Annotated in this window: 13 protein-coding genes; 8 read left to right on the top strand and 5 right to left on the bottom strand. The window is 56.4% G+C overall.

What is annotated here, in order from left to right; all coding sequences use genetic code 11:
- The first annotated feature begins 163 nt into the window (after nt 1-163).
- The 6 genes from VGM48_RS06795 (at nt 164) to VGM48_RS06770 (ending at nt 9,128) form a co-directional block, all read left to right on the top strand.
- Nucleotides 164-3,463 carry a SusC/RagA family TonB-linked outer membrane protein gene (locus VGM48_RS06795; protein WP_331577366.1) on the top strand — a complete coding sequence of 1,100 codons (3,300 nt, stop codon included), beginning with the start codon at nt 164-166 and terminating at the stop codon, nt 3,461-3,463.
- 21 nt (nt 3,464-3,484) lie between these two features.
- Nucleotides 3,485-5,095, top strand: a complete 1,611-nt coding sequence (locus tag VGM48_RS06790) for a RagB/SusD family nutrient uptake outer membrane protein (RefSeq protein WP_331577364.1) — start codon at nt 3,485-3,487, stop codon at nt 5,093-5,095.
- 45 nt (nt 5,096-5,140) lie between these two features.
- Nucleotides 5,141-6,142 (top strand): glycoside hydrolase family 18, encoded by a 1,002-nt coding sequence (locus tag VGM48_RS06785; RefSeq protein WP_331577362.1) that lies wholly within the window; start codon nt 5,141-5,143, stop codon nt 6,140-6,142.
- A gap of 17 nt (nt 6,143-6,159) precedes the next feature.
- On the top strand, nt 6,160-7,308 hold the full coding sequence (locus VGM48_RS06780; RefSeq protein ID WP_331577359.1) for a DUF1735 and LamG domain-containing protein: 1,149 nt from the start codon (nt 6,160-6,162) through the stop codon (nt 7,306-7,308).
- Nucleotides 7,309-7,320: 12 nt separating this feature from the next.
- The gene (locus VGM48_RS06775; protein ID WP_331577357.1) at nt 7,321-8,340 is read left to right on the top strand and encodes a BT_3987 domain-containing protein; all 1,020 of its coding nucleotides are present in this window, start codon (nt 7,321-7,323) and stop codon (nt 8,338-8,340) included.
- 95 nt (nt 8,341-8,435) lie between these two features.
- Nucleotides 8,436-9,128: a hypothetical protein gene (locus VGM48_RS06770; protein WP_331577355.1), complete on the top strand. Its 693-nt coding sequence runs from the start codon at nt 8,436-8,438 to the stop codon at nt 9,126-9,128.
- A 27-nt stretch (nt 9,129-9,155) separates the two neighbouring features.
- On the opposite strand, the gene VGM48_RS06765 is transcribed toward VGM48_RS06770, so the two are convergent.
- From VGM48_RS06765 to VGM48_RS06745, 5 genes are all read right to left on the bottom strand, one after another.
- Nucleotides 9,156-11,204: an ATP-binding protein gene (locus VGM48_RS06765; RefSeq protein ID WP_331577353.1), complete on the bottom strand. Its 2,049-nt coding sequence runs from the start codon at nt 11,202-11,204 to the stop codon at nt 9,156-9,158.
- A gap of 94 nt (nt 11,205-11,298) precedes the next feature.
- Complete coding sequence (locus VGM48_RS06760) at nt 11,299-12,021, bottom strand: type 1 glutamine amidotransferase (RefSeq protein ID WP_331577351.1); 723 nt, start codon at nt 12,019-12,021, stop codon at nt 11,299-11,301.
- On the bottom strand, nt 12,018-12,599 hold the full coding sequence (locus VGM48_RS06755) for a TIGR00730 family Rossman fold protein (protein WP_331577348.1): 582 nt from the start codon (nt 12,597-12,599) through the stop codon (nt 12,018-12,020). Before VGM48_RS06755 ends, VGM48_RS06760 begins: the two co-directional genes overlap by 4 nt.
- 121 nt (nt 12,600-12,720) lie before the next feature.
- The gene (locus VGM48_RS06750; RefSeq protein WP_331577346.1) at nt 12,721-13,263 is read right to left on the bottom strand and encodes a carboxymuconolactone decarboxylase family protein; all 543 of its coding nucleotides are present in this window, start codon (nt 13,261-13,263) and stop codon (nt 12,721-12,723) included.
- A 100-nt stretch (nt 13,264-13,363) separates the two neighbouring features.
- Nucleotides 13,364-13,954, bottom strand: a complete 591-nt coding sequence (locus tag VGM48_RS06745) for a Crp/Fnr family transcriptional regulator (RefSeq protein WP_331577344.1) — start codon at nt 13,952-13,954, stop codon at nt 13,364-13,366.
- Nucleotides 13,955-14,156: 202 nt separating this feature from the next.
- Here VGM48_RS06745 and VGM48_RS06740 point away from each other — a divergent pair, with 202 nt between their 5' ends.
- Nucleotides 14,157-14,672, top strand: a complete 516-nt coding sequence (locus tag VGM48_RS06740; RefSeq protein ID WP_331577343.1) for an ABC transporter permease — start codon at nt 14,157-14,159, stop codon at nt 14,670-14,672.
- Between the two features lie 2 nt (nt 14,673-14,674).
- Nucleotides 14,675-14,815 (top strand): hypothetical protein, encoded by a 141-nt coding sequence (locus VGM48_RS06735; protein ID WP_331577340.1) that lies wholly within the window; start codon nt 14,675-14,677, stop codon nt 14,813-14,815.
- Nucleotides 14,816-14,904: the final 89 nt, after the last annotated feature.

Genomic DNA, 14,904 nt, shown 5'->3' with positions numbered 1-14,904 from the left:
CGAAGAAAAACCGCCACGGACGGCAATCCGGGCGGCACTTGATTCGGTCGTCCAAAAATCCCAGGAGTGAAATTTTCTAAAACCAAACCAATGCGAATTTATGAAAAGATCTGCTTTTTGTAGCGGGAATGTAGTGCAGTCTCTTACCAAAACTTTGTTAGTTATGAAGCTAACGGTCGTTCTGCTCCTCGTCGGCCTCCTGAGCGCCAGTGCGCGAACCATGTCTCAGACAGTCACGTTCACCGGCCGGAACGTAAGCCTCGGGAAGGTATTCAAGGCGATCGAGACCCAGACGGGCTACTCGATCTTCGCCAACAAGGGCCTCCTCAAAGACGTAAAACCCGTCACCATCGCCGCAAGGAATATGCCGGTAGCGGATTTCCTCGAGACGGTCCTCCGGGACCAGCCCATTGGCTATGAGATCCAAAGCCATACGATCTTCATAAAAGAGAAGCCCGCGCCGTCCGCACCCGCGGCCGCAGCCATTCCGTCACCGCCCATTCCGCCGCCGGTCACCATCACCGGTACCGTCACCGGCGCGGATGGCTTGCCCCTCCAGGGAGCAACGGTCTCGGTCAAAGGGGCGCACACCGTCGTGACCACCGATGAAAAAGGCCGCTTCACCCTCGAAGCCGGCGCCGGCGAAACCCTGCTCGTCTCCTTCGTCGGCTACCAGACCCGCACCGTCCAGGTCAAAGGCCGCACATCCATCGATATCGTGCTGGAAAAGATGCAGGCCGAACTGAACGAAGTCGTGGTCACCGCCCTCGGCATCAAAAGACAGGTAAAAGCGCTTACTTATAATGTCCAGGAGGTCGATGGCGCCGAGGTCAACAAAGTAAAAGATGCCAACTTCGTCAACAGCCTCAACGGCAAGGTCGCCGGCGTCACCATCAACAGCAGCTCTTCCGGCATCGGCGGCTCGGCCAGAGTCGTCATGCGCGGCGCCAAATCCCTCTTCGGCAATAACAACGCCCTCTACGTCGTGGACGGAGTACCGCTGCCCGATCTGTCCAGCACTCAGCCGGGAGATGTCTTCTCCGGCGCCGGCGCCTCGGGCGACGGTATCAGCAACATCAACCCAGAAGATATCGCCTCCATCTCCGTACTCACCGGCCCCGCCGCGGCCGCCCTCTATGGCAGCCAGGCCGCCAATGGCGTGATCCTCATCACCACAAAAAAAGGCGCCGCCGGCCGCCTGAACATCAGCGTTTCCAATAACAGCAGCTTCTTCAGCCCCTTCGTCCTGCCAAAATTCCAAAACCGCTATGGCTCCGATCCCGGCAGCTATACCAGCTGGGGTGACTCGCTGGCAACTCCCAGCACCTACAAACCGGCAGATTTCTTCCAGACAGGGACCAATCTGACCAATACCCTCAGCCTCTCCACCGGCACCGACAAGAACCAAACCTATTTCTCCGCGGCTTCCGTCAACGCCACCGGCATCATCCCGAACAACAAACTCACCCGGTATAACTTCAACGCCCGCAATACATCCAGCTTTCTCGACGACAAGCTCAACCTCGACCTCAGCCTGATGTATATCGACGGCCAGGAACAGAACATGCTCTCGCAGGGACAATATTTCAACGCCCTGATCCCGGTCTATCTCTTCCCCCGCGGCGACGATATCCGCAAATACCAGGTCTACGAACGCTACGATCCCACCCGCAACTTCAAAACTCAGTTCTGGCCCTTTGGCGACGAAGGCTTCCAGATGCAAAACCCGTACTGGATCGTCAACCGCGACTTCTTCAACAACGATAAGAAACGCTATGTCTTCAGCACGGCCCTGAAATATAATATCGCCCCCTGGCTCAACATCACCGGCCGCGCAAAACTCGACAACAACAACACCGTTGCCGAAAAGAAATATGACGCCTCCACGTCCGGCCTCTTCGCCTCGCCCGCAGGTGCGTATTACAACAACAACGCCACCACCCAGCAGTTGTATGCCGACGTGCTGCTCAACGTCAACAAAACCTTCTTTCATGATTATAGTCTCGTAGCCAATCTCGGCTCGAGCTATCTCGACACCCGCTTTTCCAGCATCGGCTACGGCGGCAATCTCCTCAGCGTTCCAAACCTTTTCAATTTCGCCAACGTAAACCCCGCACTCGCGACGCCGACCCAGGATGGTTATCATGACCAGATCCAGTCCGTCTTCGGCAGCGTGGAGCTGGGTTACCGCAACAGCCTCTTCATAAACGCCACCGGCAGGAATGACTGGGCCTCGGCCCTGGTGAACACCACCGCGCGGTCCATCTTCTATCCGTCCGTCGGCGCCTCCGCCGTCCTCAGCGAACTGCTGGGTTTTCATTCCCATACTTTTTCGTTCGTAAAGGTGCGCGGCTCCTATAGCGAAGTGGGCAACCCGCCACAGCGGTTCGTCACGATCGAAAGCTACCCGATCATCGGCGGCTTCCCTTCCACCAGCAGCTATCTGCCCGCTACGGGTCTCCAGCCCGAACGCACAAAATCCTATGAAGCCGGACTGAACTTTAAGTTCCTCCGCAACACCCTCAGCCTCGACCTGACGGCTTACCAGTCCTCCACCTACAATCAGCTCTTCAATCCCGCGCTGGCCCCCAGCACAGGATACGGCAGTTTCTATATCAATGCCGGGGAGGTCTCCAACAAAGGCATCGAGGCGGCGCTCGGCGTGAACGAACACTTCGGCCGGCTCGGCTGGAACGCTACGGCCACCCTCTCGCTCAACCGCAATAAGATCGTCAAGCTGCTCACCAACTACACCGATAAGACAACCGGCCAGACCGTCAGCGTCGACAGCCTCAGCGTGGGCGGCACCGGCAGCTATATGGAAGCGCTTGTCAAAGGCGGCTCCATCGGCGACATCTACGTCACCACCCTGCAGGCGGATGGCCACGGCTATATCGACGTAGGCTCCGTCACCCAGTCCGTTACCGCGGCGCCAAACACCTATATAAAAGCAGGCAACGCCAGTCCCCGGTATAACATCGGCTTCCGCAACAGCTTCGACTACCGCAACTTCAACCTCAGCTTCCTCGTCCTGGCGCGGATCGGTGGGGTAGGGGTCTCCATCACCCAGGCGATCATGGACGGCTTCGGCGTTTCACAGGCATCCGCCATCGCCCGGGAACAGGGCGGAGCGTTGATCAACGGCTACCGGATACCCGCCGAATCCTATTACTCGGTGGTTGGCGGCGGCGTCGCCGGCGTAGGCAGCAGGTACGTCTACAGCGCAACCAATGTCCGCCTCGGGGAAGCATCCTTTGGCTACAACTTCCCGGCCAGCTTCTTTCACAAGAAGATCCAGGGCATCAGCATCTCGGCCGTCGGCCGCAACCTCTTCATGTTCTACAACAAAGCCCCCTTCGACCCCGAATCCACGGCCAACACCGGCACCTACTACCAGGGCATCGATTACTTCATGCAACCCAGCCTCAGAAGCATCGGGTTCAACGTAAAAGTCCAATTCTGATCAATGGTTAAACAAAAAAACATGACAACGATACACCCCATACTCCGATCTTCTTTTGCCGGCGTGCTGCTGCTCCTTGCGGCCGCCTGCACAAAGAACTTCAGGGACTATAATACCAACCCCAACGGCGCCACCCAGCAAATGCTGCAGGACGACAACCTGGCCACCGGGGTCTTCTTCTCGCAGATGGAACAGAATGTCTTTCCCACCGCCCAGCAGCCCGCCTTCGGGGATGAGATGTACCAGGAAGTGCAGAACCTCGCCGGTGATGTCTATTCCGGTTACATGGGCGCCAGCGACAACTGGTTCGGCGGCGCCAACAATACCACCTACAGCATGACCCCATCCTGGTATGGTCAGGCCTTTGGCCGGGCCTTCCTCGGTGTGATGCCCGCCTGGCTCTCGATAAAACGAAACGTCGGCACAGACCCCTCCCTCCGGCATATCTATGCGCTGGCGCAGATCATCAAGGTCGAGTCCATCCATCGCACGACGGATATGTATGGCCCGTTGCCCTATTTCAAATTCGGCAGCGGCAGCCTTACCACCCCCTATGACGCGCAGCAGGATATCTATAGCTCCTTCTTCGACGACCTCGATTCGGCCATCGCCGTCCTCACCGACTATGTAAGCCGGAACCCCAATTCAAAACCCCTGGCCAACTACGATCTCATCTATGGCGGCGACTATGTGAAATGGATAAAATTTGCCAACTCCCTGAAGCTCCGCCTGGCGATGCGCCTCGCCTATGCAAACCCCTCCCTGGCGCAGAAGAATGCGGAAGAGGCCGTCGGCAATTCCTATGGCGTATTCACCTCCAACGCCGACAACGCCTTCCTGCAAAGCGCCGACGGGGTCAATATCCACAACCCCCTTCAGATCATCTGCTTTAACTTCAACGATATCCGCATGGGTGCAAATATGGAATCCTTTCTCAACGGCTATAAGGATCCCCGCATCGGCTATCTGTTCAACAAAGCGCCCGACGGCAAGTATCACGGTATCCGCAACGGGATCAGCATCACCAACATCAGCGCCTATACCACGCCCTTCTCCACCCTTAACGTAGCCAGCACCAGCTCCATCCCCTGGATGTCGGCCGCCGAGATCTATTTCCTGCGCGCCGAAGGCGCGGTCCGCGGATGGAACATGCAAGGGACGGCCCAAAGTCTCTATGAGACCGGCATCCAGACCCATTTCACGGATCTCGGCGCCGGTTCCGCATCGGCCTATATCCTCGACTCCACCAGCAAACCCGCGGTCTACGTCGATCCCGCCAACGCCGGCAACAACGTCAACTCCGGCGCCACCCTCAGCACCGTCACCATCCACTGGAAGGAAGGCGACCCCCTCGAGACCAGGCTCGAACGCATCCTCACCCAAAAATGGCTGTCCGTCTATCCCGACGGGCAGGAGGCCTGGTCCGAATACAGACGCACCCGCTACCCCAAGGTCTTTCCCGTAGTCGTCAACAACAGCGGAGGCCTCATCAACACCGCCACTCAGATCCGGCGCCTGCCTTTTCCGCAGTCCGAATATCAAAGCAATTCCGCCGGTGTGCAATCGGGTGTCTCCCAGCTCGGCGGACCCGACAATGGCGGAACAAAACTCTGGTGGGATAAGAAACCCTGATCCCAGTAACGGTAACAACAATGCTCATTCGAAAAATAGATTGGAATGAAACGAAACTTGAAACTCTCCTTTTTAACCCTCCTGACCGTACTGACCCTGGTGCACTGCCGCAAACAAACAACCCCGGAGGCCCTGACACTCCAAAAGCCGGACACCTACAGCGACGCATACTATGCCAACCTGCGGGCGTTCAAACAGAGTGATCACCCCATCTGCTATGGCTGGTTCTCGGAATATTCCCAGAACTATTCCTATGGCCAGCATTTCATGGGGGTGCCCGACAGCGTCGATATCATCAGCCTCTGGGGCGGCATACCCACCGACAAACAGAACGACACCACCGCATCCTATAACCCAACGGCCTACTCCGAGATGCGGTTTGTGCAAAAGACAAAAGGCACGAAGATGCTCGCCGTAGCCATCGTGCGGATGCAAGGGGTTTCCTGGGTCACCCTGGATTCCGCCGGCATCGTCAAATTCGCCCAGTATTATGTCGACCAGGTCCTGAACCACGACCTCGACGGATTCGATTGCGATTACGAACCGGCCGGCGACTTCCTCACAGGAAGCAATTTTACCATCTTCGTCAAGTACATGGCGCAGTTCCTCGGACCTCAATCAAAGAACCCGGACAAACTGCTGGTCATTGACTACTATACGACGATCCCACCCGCTGAAACCGCACCCTATGTCAACTATTTCGTCAACCAGGCCTATACCCAGGGCGTCACCACAAGCTCCGCGACGTTCCTGCAAGGCCGTTACAATTCGGTAGCCAGCTTCCTTCCCGTCCGGAAATTCATCGTCACGGAGAACATGGGCGACTGGTGGGCCACCGGCGGCGCGCCGTTCACCGAAGCCAACGGCAACACCCTCGACCAGGATGGCAACCAGCTGATGTCCCTCCAGGGGATGGAACGCTGGCAGCCGACTCAGGGTGCCAAAGCAGGGTGGGGGGCCTTCTATTTCGAACGGGACTACAACCTGACCCCGCCCTATAAATACATGCGCACCTGCCTGCAGGAAGCCAATCCCGCGATTCATTAATCCCAAAACTATTCGTCATGCGATATATAAAACAACTCATCCTCTTTTCCATCCTGGTCGCCGGCATCTCCGCCGGTTGTAAAAAGGCCATAAAATATCACGATGTCGTCTATTTCACCGGTACCGAACAGTCGGCGGCCGCAAAACTCACCGTCGACGGCCCTGGTGGCCTGGGTGTTTCCATCACGTCTTCGAACAAGGCCGTGAAGGATACCCGGGTCAATATCACCATCGACTCCAGTCTGCTGGCGGCCTACAACAAGGCCAACGGCACGTCCTATCCCCTGCCGCCCGCGGGCAGCTACACACTGTCGGCCGACAACGTGGTGATAAAAAGCGGTACCAATGTGTCGGAGTCTGCTCTCTTCTCCGTTACCTCTACGGCGGCGTTCCAGCAGGGTATCGTCTACTGCGTCCCCGTGACGATCACCGATGCCGGTGGAATGGATGTCCTCGACGCCTCTCGAACTCTGTACATCCTGATCAACGAGACCATCATCACCCCCGCCGTGACCCTGTCGCCCAATTACTTCACCGTACCCGGCTTCCAGACGGATCCCACCCTGGCAAGCGTTCAAAAGCTGACGATCGAATGCCGCGTCTTCGTCAACAAGTTCCAGACGGCCAACCCGTTCATCAGTTCGATCATGGGTATCGAAGAGAATTTCCTGCTCCGTTTCGGTGATGTCGCTATCGCCAACAACCAGGTGGAACTGGCCGGCGGGCTCATCAACGGCAACAAATATCCCGTGGCCGGCAATACCCTCTTCTCCACCGGTCAGTGGTATCATGTCGCCGCCGTATTCAACGGCTCGACCGTCAGCATCTATGTCAACGGTACGCTCGACAACTACACCGTCGCGGAAGCCGGCGGGATCAACCTCACCGATACCTATTCCGGCGGATTCCATCTGGGGTATTCGGCGGATGGCCGTCTTACCAACGGGTATATGAGTGAAGCCCGCGTTTGGAAGACGGCGCTCACCAGCAGCCAGTTGATCAACAACCTTTGTTATGTCGACCCGACCTCGAAGGACCTGCTCGCCTACTGGCGGCTGAACGAAGTGGATGCCGACGGCAATGCCACCGACCTCACCGGCCATGGCTATAAAGCGGTAGCTGCAAAACCTGTTGTCTTCATCCAGGGTGTCCGCTGCCCCAATTAATAACCAAACAGCATGAACAACGAAATGAAAAAGTCGAATATACCCCAATACTTTCTTTGCCTGGCCTGTGCTGCCGCGATGCTTCTGTGGGGCTCCTGTAAAAAGGATACCCTCGATTCCAGCGATCTGCTGATCTATGTAGCCGGGGACTACGCTTCCACCACCAATACCGTGACGACGCCCTTCCTCCATACTCCCGCCGGCGTCTCCGGTGACAGCGTGATAAGGGTCGCCGCCTCGGCTACCCGCGATGTCGTAGCCGCCGTGGACGTAACTTTCACCGCCGACACGACCCTCGTGGCGCAATACAATCAGGTCAACAAAACCAATTGCATCGCCCTGCCCGCCAATACCTATAATATCGTAAACCCCGGCAAACACACCATCGCCGTCGGCGCCCTCACCTCTGATTCCCTCGAGGTCGATATCACCGACCCCGCGTCCCTGACCAATCCCGGCGGCTATCTGCTGCCCCTGACGATCACGGCCATCACCGGCAAGGACAAAGGCGTCCGCATCAGCACAAACAAAAAGACGGTCTTCATCAACGTGACCTACAGCTACACCAATATCTTCGTTTCCCAAACCCCCACCGCAGCCGCCCTCCTGGCCCGAACCGGCTGGTCCGTTACCGTTAGCAACACAACCTCCGGCTCCCTCGGACCCGCGATGCTCGATGGCAGCAACAGCACCGCCTGGCGATCGAGCAACAGCTCCGCCGCCGCCAAATACGCCATCGTCAACATAGCCGCCATCCAAACCATCAGCGGCCTCCAACTGATCCCCGATTATGTCAGTACCGGCGACAACCCCACCCAGATAAAGGTCTCTACCAGCACCGACAGCACCACCTGGACGGTACAGGGCATCTGGACCGGCACCGGCCCCGCCACCGGCACCAACGCCGCCAACCCCGATAAGAAAGGGATCAATTTCATCGCCCCCGTACAGGCAAAATACTTCCGCTTCGATATCACCGCCTGGGTCAGCGGAAGCCGCACCGGCATCGGCGAAGTGTATGCCACACAATAGTGATGCGGTGCAATGAGCCGTCAGCACCCATCGGGGTCGCGTCTTCGGGCGCGGCCCCTTTTTTTTCGCCCCATCCAAAATGCTTAAATTGCGCCATGCGCCAAACCATCTGCGCCATGCGCCAAACCATCCTTTTTCTGTTTCTCTCTATCCTCTCCATCGCCGGCCTCCGCTCCAGCGCCTACTCCCAGGTCCAGGTCAGCGAAGAACCACGCCATCATAAAGTCCTCTCCAATGAATGGGCCCGCGTTCTCGACGTCCACATCCCGCCCCACGATACCACCCTCATGCATAAACACTCCACCCCCTCCGTGTTTATCGTACTGAGCAATACAAAAACCGGCTCCCAGGTCCTCGTCGAACCCGGCAAACCCTCCTTCGCCGACGGCAATATCTGGTTCGAAAGCTTCCAGGACAAACCCCGCATTCACCGCGTATGGAACGACGATACCGTTGAATTCCATGTCATGGATATCGAACTTCCCCACACCCCCGGCGACCCCGGCGCCTTCTCCGCCATCGCTCCCCCCTCCGCAAAACAACTCTTCGACACCCGGTCCGCCCGCGTCTACCGCCTCACCCTATCCGCAGGACAACACCTCGCCCTGCCCCGCTCCCAATCCCCCGTCCTCCTCATCTGCCTCAGCGGCCCCTCCGCCAACGGCACCGTCAACCGCCAACCCGCCACCAAAAAAGGCGACTATTTCTTCATCCCCGGCAACAGCCCCCTGGCCGTCGGCAACAACGGCGCTACCGAAATTCAATTCGCTTTGCTTTATTTGAAATAACTCACCCGGCACCCCACTCATCCGCCATCAACGAACCACCACCCCCTTCGTCCGCGTCAACCGCGCACTCACCTTCTCATTGACGATCCCCGGATACTCCGTCTCGAACTTCTCCCGCACACTCTTATCCTTCACCTTCAGCTTCGCCGACAGATACCCCAGCTTCCGCTTATTCAACTCCATCAGCTCCGACCACTCCATCACAAACACCTCGATGTTCTTCCCCGGCTTCCGGTCATATAGAAAAGGCTGATGATAGGTCGACCGCGCCGACCGCATCTTCGACTTCGCATAAGCCGTCAACCGCGAAGAGATCAACACCAGCTTATACCGGATATTCTCCTTCGGCAACCCCGGATACGACTCCACCGTAAAAGCATACTCATCTATCTGCTGCAACTCCTTCTTCCCGATCGCACATCTCGGCGACTTCAATTCCACCACCATCACCTCCCGGTCCTCATTATCCAACACCTTCTCATTAAAAAAGAAAAGATCGGTGATATTGTCGATCCCCTCCACCGCCTCGATCAGGTTCTCATCCGCCGCCGTAGGTTCATACACCAGGTATTGATCCCGCAACTCCTTCAGGATATTCCCGATCTTCTTATCGCTCCACAAATGCTGCGTGCCATTATACGCCTCCCCAAAAAGCCAAAGCTCCCGCTCGACGATCTTGTGCAGCTGACTCCGCTCCCGCAAGACCTCGCCGACATCCCCATAGATCAGCTCATGCAGGAAGTCGAGGAACTCCAGCTTCCCCGCCACCGCACTCGCAAATCCGATCACATTCTCCAGCTCCGTCTTCTCCAGCAGCCGGTGAAACTTCTCCATATTCGGTTCCGACAACTTCACCACCTTGCCAAACACCTCCTCCACATGCCCGCTGGCCAGCGACCGGTCGATCAACGAATAAAAAAGCCCCCGGATCCGCTCATCCTTGTTCAGCAGCTTGTACTCATCCTCCACCAGGTAGGCAATCTTCTGGAACAACAACTCCCGCGAAGCCGAGATCGGTAACTCGAAGGAAGCAGGGTAGGAGGGGTCCTTCTCCAGATCGGCGATGAATTTCTCGAACCGCTTGTTCTGCGCCTTAAAAAAATCGTTGATCGCATCCTTGATAAACTCCTTCAGCCGCCGGATCTCCTCGTCCCCAAGCGAATCCAGATCGATATTGCGGAACAGGTCCGTATCGAAGAACTCCGAATCAAGATAGATGAACCAGGTGCCCAGATCCGCCGTATACCAGTCCGAGGAATACGTGAATTCATGCGCCACCGTCTTGATCCCGGAATTGTTGACATAAAAAAACACCTTTACCTTGCCCAGATCCACCCGCAACTGGTAAAAATGAAAGTCGAACCGATGCTCGTTCTGCTGCAGATCGGTATATACGACTGTCCGCAAATGCGGCGTATCCACCACAAACCCCGCCGGGTCCAGCTCACGCCCGTTCACCACAAACCGGATCTCCCGGTTGAACACCTGCAACGGATACTTCTCGAACAAGGCCTGCTCGATCGCCTCTTGCCGGAACTTCTCGGCAATCTTGTTCTTCGGTAAAAGCCGCCCCTGCTTATTGTGATGAAGGTTCTCGATCACCACCTTGTAATAGGGGTTCGCCTTCTTCTTCAGTTCCTCCACGTCGAACTCCAGGTTCACCTTCGACAACGATGACGGGATGCCCGCCGTGTCCAGCGGGAAAACCACCTGGGTAAAACACCCCCGCACCCCATCCTCCGCCACCGTCGTGATGATCATCTTCTCCCCCAGCTGCAAGGCCCCGAACCGCCCGATCCCCTGCCCGTCTTTCTTCACATCCGTCCCAATCTCCAGGATCTTCTTCTCGAAATCCGTCGCATTCACCCCAACGCCATTATCGACAAGCTCGATCCGCGTAAAAGGCGCCTTCACCGTCGCCGAATTGGCATAGTCGATCGTCAATTCGATCCTCGTGGCTTTTGCCTGGATGGAATTGTTCAACAACTCACAAAAAGCCGCGAAGGTATCCCTGTACTTCGTCAGCAAGTCCTTGATGATCCGCGCATTCGTCGATAGCTGTTTACTGTATTTCATAGCCCCTCAAATATACTAAAAATATTAGCAAACAACGCCAAAAAATGCCATCTTTCTGCTAATCCCTGCCGCTGCCACAAGAACAGCTTGGTTTCTATTGAACTAACGTCTTCGCCAGGCTCACTCCTGCAAGGTACTCCAGCACTCCGTGCATCACCATACCCGCATCCCTGTACTCCGCGGACCCGACGATCGTCTCGGCCGACTGTACAAAACCGCCGCCGCCAAGTTCATCCCTGCCTTCCGCGACCATCTGCTCCAAAAGAACCGGCGTTATTTCCGGATGGAATTGCAACCCGATCACCAGCCCGTCCGCCAGGATAAACGCCTGGTTGTCGTTGGCCTTCGTCGACACCAGGTTCTCCGCACCGGCAGGGATCTCAAACCGGTCGCCGTGCCAGTGAAAAAGTACCGGCTCGTCGGCAAACAGGGAATGGAACCAGGGAAACGCTTCTGCCGCCCGTGTAGCGTGCGCCGGGAACCAGCCGATCTCGGAGTGTCGCGCCCGCCCGACGTTCACCCCGCTGCAAAGCGCCAGCAACTGCGCGCCAAGACAGATACCCAACACCGGCTTGCCCGCCTGCAGATAGGCCCGGATAAATTCCTTTTCAGCAGCAAGCCACGGAAATACCGCATCGTCATAAACATTCATCGGCCCGCCCATGATGACCAGCAGATCGATAGTATTCATCTCCGGCAGGATCGCCTCCGGCAGGTAAAGCGGCGTGATATGCAGCACATGCCCGCCGGCGATACACCAATCCGCGATCGACCCCGGCCCTTCAAAAGGGACATGTTGTAATACCTGGACGTTCATGAGGTTTCTTTTGTGATCCACTTCGGCGCGGCGAGTGGCTGATAACTCCGCATCTGTTTGATTAATGCTTCGATGCTGTCCGCGAAAAGCATCATCCGCTGGTTTTCTGCTTTCAGAAAGCCCTTCGTCACCATCGTCTGCACAAGCGCGATCAACTCGTCATAGAATCCGTCCACGTTCAGGATACCCACCGGTTTGCTATGCAACCCCAGTTGTCCCCAGGTGACCATTTCGAACAGTTCCTCCAGGGTCCCGAAACCGCCCGGCAGCGCGATCACTCCATCTGACAACTCATTCATCTTCATCTTTCGCTCGTGCATGGTCTCCACAAGGATGAGGTCGGTCAACCCCACATGCCCTATCTCCTTCCCGCTTAAAAAGCGCGGCAGCACGCCGATCACCTCTCCGCCTTGTGCCAATGCTCCATCGGCAACGGCGCCCATCAATCCCACCCGGGCGCCCCCATAGACCAGGCCGATCCTCGACTGCGCCAGAAAACTTCCGGTGGCATAAGCCTGCGATTGATACACCAGGTCCGTCCCGGAGCTCGATCCGCAAAAAACCACGATTCGTTTCATACCCCAAGTTACGGGAAACATCGTCAGAAAGTAGCCCCCGCTGATTTTCTCCTCAGATCACCCGCCATGCACCCTGGTTGCAGTCGCAATAAATTGATTATCAAAATGCCGGTAATGATAATTAGAGTTCCTCCGCCAGCGGGAAATCGATCTCCAGCTCCGTCAGGTTATGGATATAATTACTGATCAGCTTGTCGCCGGCAGCGATCACCACATCGATCATATTGGCTTCCGTATATCCGGCCGCGAAGAACGCCTCCCTGGATGCTTCGCTTGCCTTTCCCCGATTCTCCACCATCGAAGCCACAAACCGGGCCAGCGCATCAAACTTAGCGTCGAATGGAGCCCGCCCGCGGCGGATGTCCAGGACCTGCGCATCGGTGAAGCCCGCCATCTTCCCCAGCACCGTATGGGCCGCCTGACAGTACCGGCAACCATTGATCTGGCTGGTCACCAGATTGACGATCTCCCGTTCTTTGGTGCTGAGCGTACTCTTTCTGTTTTGCAATGCCAGGTAGTCCCGCAGCGCCGTCTCGTTCTTGGCAAAATACGCGTACAGGTTGGGCACAAACCCGACACTCTTCTGAAGGCTGTCGAAGATCGCCTGATCCCGACTCGATACCTCATCCCTCGTAGGAACGCTAAAAACTCTTGCTGATATCATACTGTTGAATTTTGTGTGGATCGATTAAAAGACAACACAAAGTTGCAGCAATTGGAGATGGGAAAAAATGAAGTAGTATGGAAAAAAGACTTGAACCAGTTCAAGATTTCCGCCGCACTTTCTGGTTCCTGATCTTCGAGAGGAATTCCGTCGACATCCCCAAAAAAGAGGCGACGACATACTGTGGCAGCCGCTCCACCATCAGCGGGTATTTTTCCAGGAAATATTGATATCGCTCCTCCGCCGTCTTCGTATGATTGGAGATGATCCGCCGCTGCATCGACGCCGTCGACCGCTCGCCCAGGATGCGGAAAAAGGTCTCGAACGCATGGTTCATCGCCTTCAGCTGCTTCTCATCCTCATGGCTGATCTGCAAAAGCACACAGTCTTCCAACGCCACCACGAACATGCTGGCCGGCTGCTGGAAGATATAGCTGTTGTAATCGGAGATCCACCATTCTTCTATCGCCAACTGGATCGTATGATCCTCCCCCGCATCGCCGACCACATAGCCCCGCAATGCCCCTTGGATCACAAACCACCGGCTCCTGGCCACAAACCCGGGCTGGACGATGAATTGCCGTTTGTTGATCTTCACCTCTCTGAAGGCCGCGCCGAATTGCATCGCCTCCTCTTCCGAAAGCGGCACAAACTTCCTTGCATATCCGATGATGATCTCGTGAGGGGTCATAGGGACCAAAGATAAAAAAGTCCCTACTCCCGGTAACTTTTTTCCCGTTCCACAGTAAACTATAGATCGCGATCCAACCGTGCACCCGTTGTATCGAAAACGAACATGTTCGTACATTCCGGGTGTTCGCAAATAGAAGAAGATCAGCAAGTAATAAAATCAGCCTCAGATTTGTGGCATTCGCTGGAATAAACCTCCGCTTATGCTGACAAACTACCTTCTCGTCGCCATTCGCAACCTCCGCCGCAATAAGGTTACGGCTCTGATCAACATTTCCGGTCTCGCCATCGCTCTGGCCTGCTGTATGCTCATCATCCTTTACACCAGGGACGAACTCAGCTATGACCGGTTTCATGAACAAGGGCACCGGCTCCAACGCATCGTCGCGCGGGTGATCGATGACAAAGGCAATCAGCTATTCAAAACGGTAAAGACCGGAATGGTGGTCGGCCCGGCCTTCAAACAGGAGATCCCCGGGATCAGCGACTATACCCGCATCGCCAATGCCGGCCGGGTCGTACGCGCTGCCGGCCAGGTATTCAACCAGGACCTTCTTTTTGTCGACACCAATTTCTTCTCTCTGTTCAGCTTTCCCCTGCTTTCCGGCAATGCCGCGGCTCCCTGTCGGCCGAACAACGGACAAAAGAGTTCGGTATCCGCAAGGTCGTCGGTGCCTCCGTATCCGGTATCGTCCGTCTCGCCTCCGGCAGCTTCTTGAAATTGGTCTTGCTGGCTAATATCATCGCGAGCCCCTTTGCGGCCGCCACGCTCATCACCCTGGCCATCGCCGGCCTCACCGTCTGCCTCCAGGCGTTAAGAACGGCTGTCGCCAACCCCGTCGGATCCTTGCGCAGCAACTAAGCGGCTGCGCGGCTGTTGACCTGCGGACGGAATGACTCCTTCCGCCGGTGTCCCCAAACGGCGTAATAGAGGATATAGAGATAGCAGGG

Origin of the sequence: Puia sp., from assembly GCF_036500295.1 — a bacterium.
In the GTDB taxonomy this organism is placed as follows: Bacteria; Bacteroidota; Bacteroidia; order Chitinophagales; family Chitinophagaceae; genus Puia.
The sequence above is the reverse complement of the archived record's forward strand: the minus strand, read 5'-3'. Positions and strand labels throughout refer to the sequence as shown.

What these genes read in the sequence shown, in the direction of transcription:
- VGM48_RS06750 (WP_331577346.1), bottom strand. Translation starts at nt 13,263, where the DNA reads ATGATATCAGCAAGAGTTTTTAGCGTTCCTACGAGGGATGAGGTATCG.
- VGM48_RS06780 (WP_331577359.1), top strand. Translation starts at nt 6,160, where the DNA reads ATGCGATATATAAAACAACTCATCCTCTTTTCCATCCTGGTCGCCGGC.
- VGM48_RS06740 (WP_331577343.1), top strand. Translation starts at nt 14,157, where the DNA reads ATGCTGACAAACTACCTTCTCGTCGCCATTCGCAACCTCCGCCGCAAT.
- VGM48_RS06775 (WP_331577357.1), top strand. Translation starts at nt 7,321, where the DNA reads ATGAACAACGAAATGAAAAAGTCGAATATACCCCAATACTTTCTTTGC.
- VGM48_RS06755 (WP_331577348.1), bottom strand. Translation starts at nt 12,599, where the DNA reads ATGAAACGAATCGTGGTTTTTTGCGGATCGAGCTCCGGGACGGACCTG.
- VGM48_RS06785 (WP_331577362.1), top strand. Translation starts at nt 5,141, where the DNA reads ATGAAACGAAACTTGAAACTCTCCTTTTTAACCCTCCTGACCGTACTG.
- VGM48_RS06765 (WP_331577353.1), bottom strand. Translation starts at nt 11,204, where the DNA reads ATGAAATACAGTAAACAGCTATCGACGAATGCGCGGATCATCAAGGAC.
- VGM48_RS06790 (WP_331577364.1), top strand. Translation starts at nt 3,485, where the DNA reads ATGACAACGATACACCCCATACTCCGATCTTCTTTTGCCGGCGTGCTG.
- VGM48_RS06760 (WP_331577351.1), bottom strand. Translation starts at nt 12,021, where the DNA reads ATGAACGTCCAGGTATTACAACATGTCCCTTTTGAAGGGCCGGGGTCG.
- VGM48_RS06795 (WP_331577366.1), top strand. Translation starts at nt 164, where the DNA reads ATGAAGCTAACGGTCGTTCTGCTCCTCGTCGGCCTCCTGAGCGCCAGT.
- VGM48_RS06770 (WP_331577355.1), top strand. Translation starts at nt 8,436, where the DNA reads ATGCGCCAAACCATCTGCGCCATGCGCCAAACCATCCTTTTTCTGTTT.
- VGM48_RS06745 (WP_331577344.1), bottom strand. Translation starts at nt 13,954, where the DNA reads ATGACCCCTCACGAGATCATCATCGGATATGCAAGGAAGTTTGTGCCG.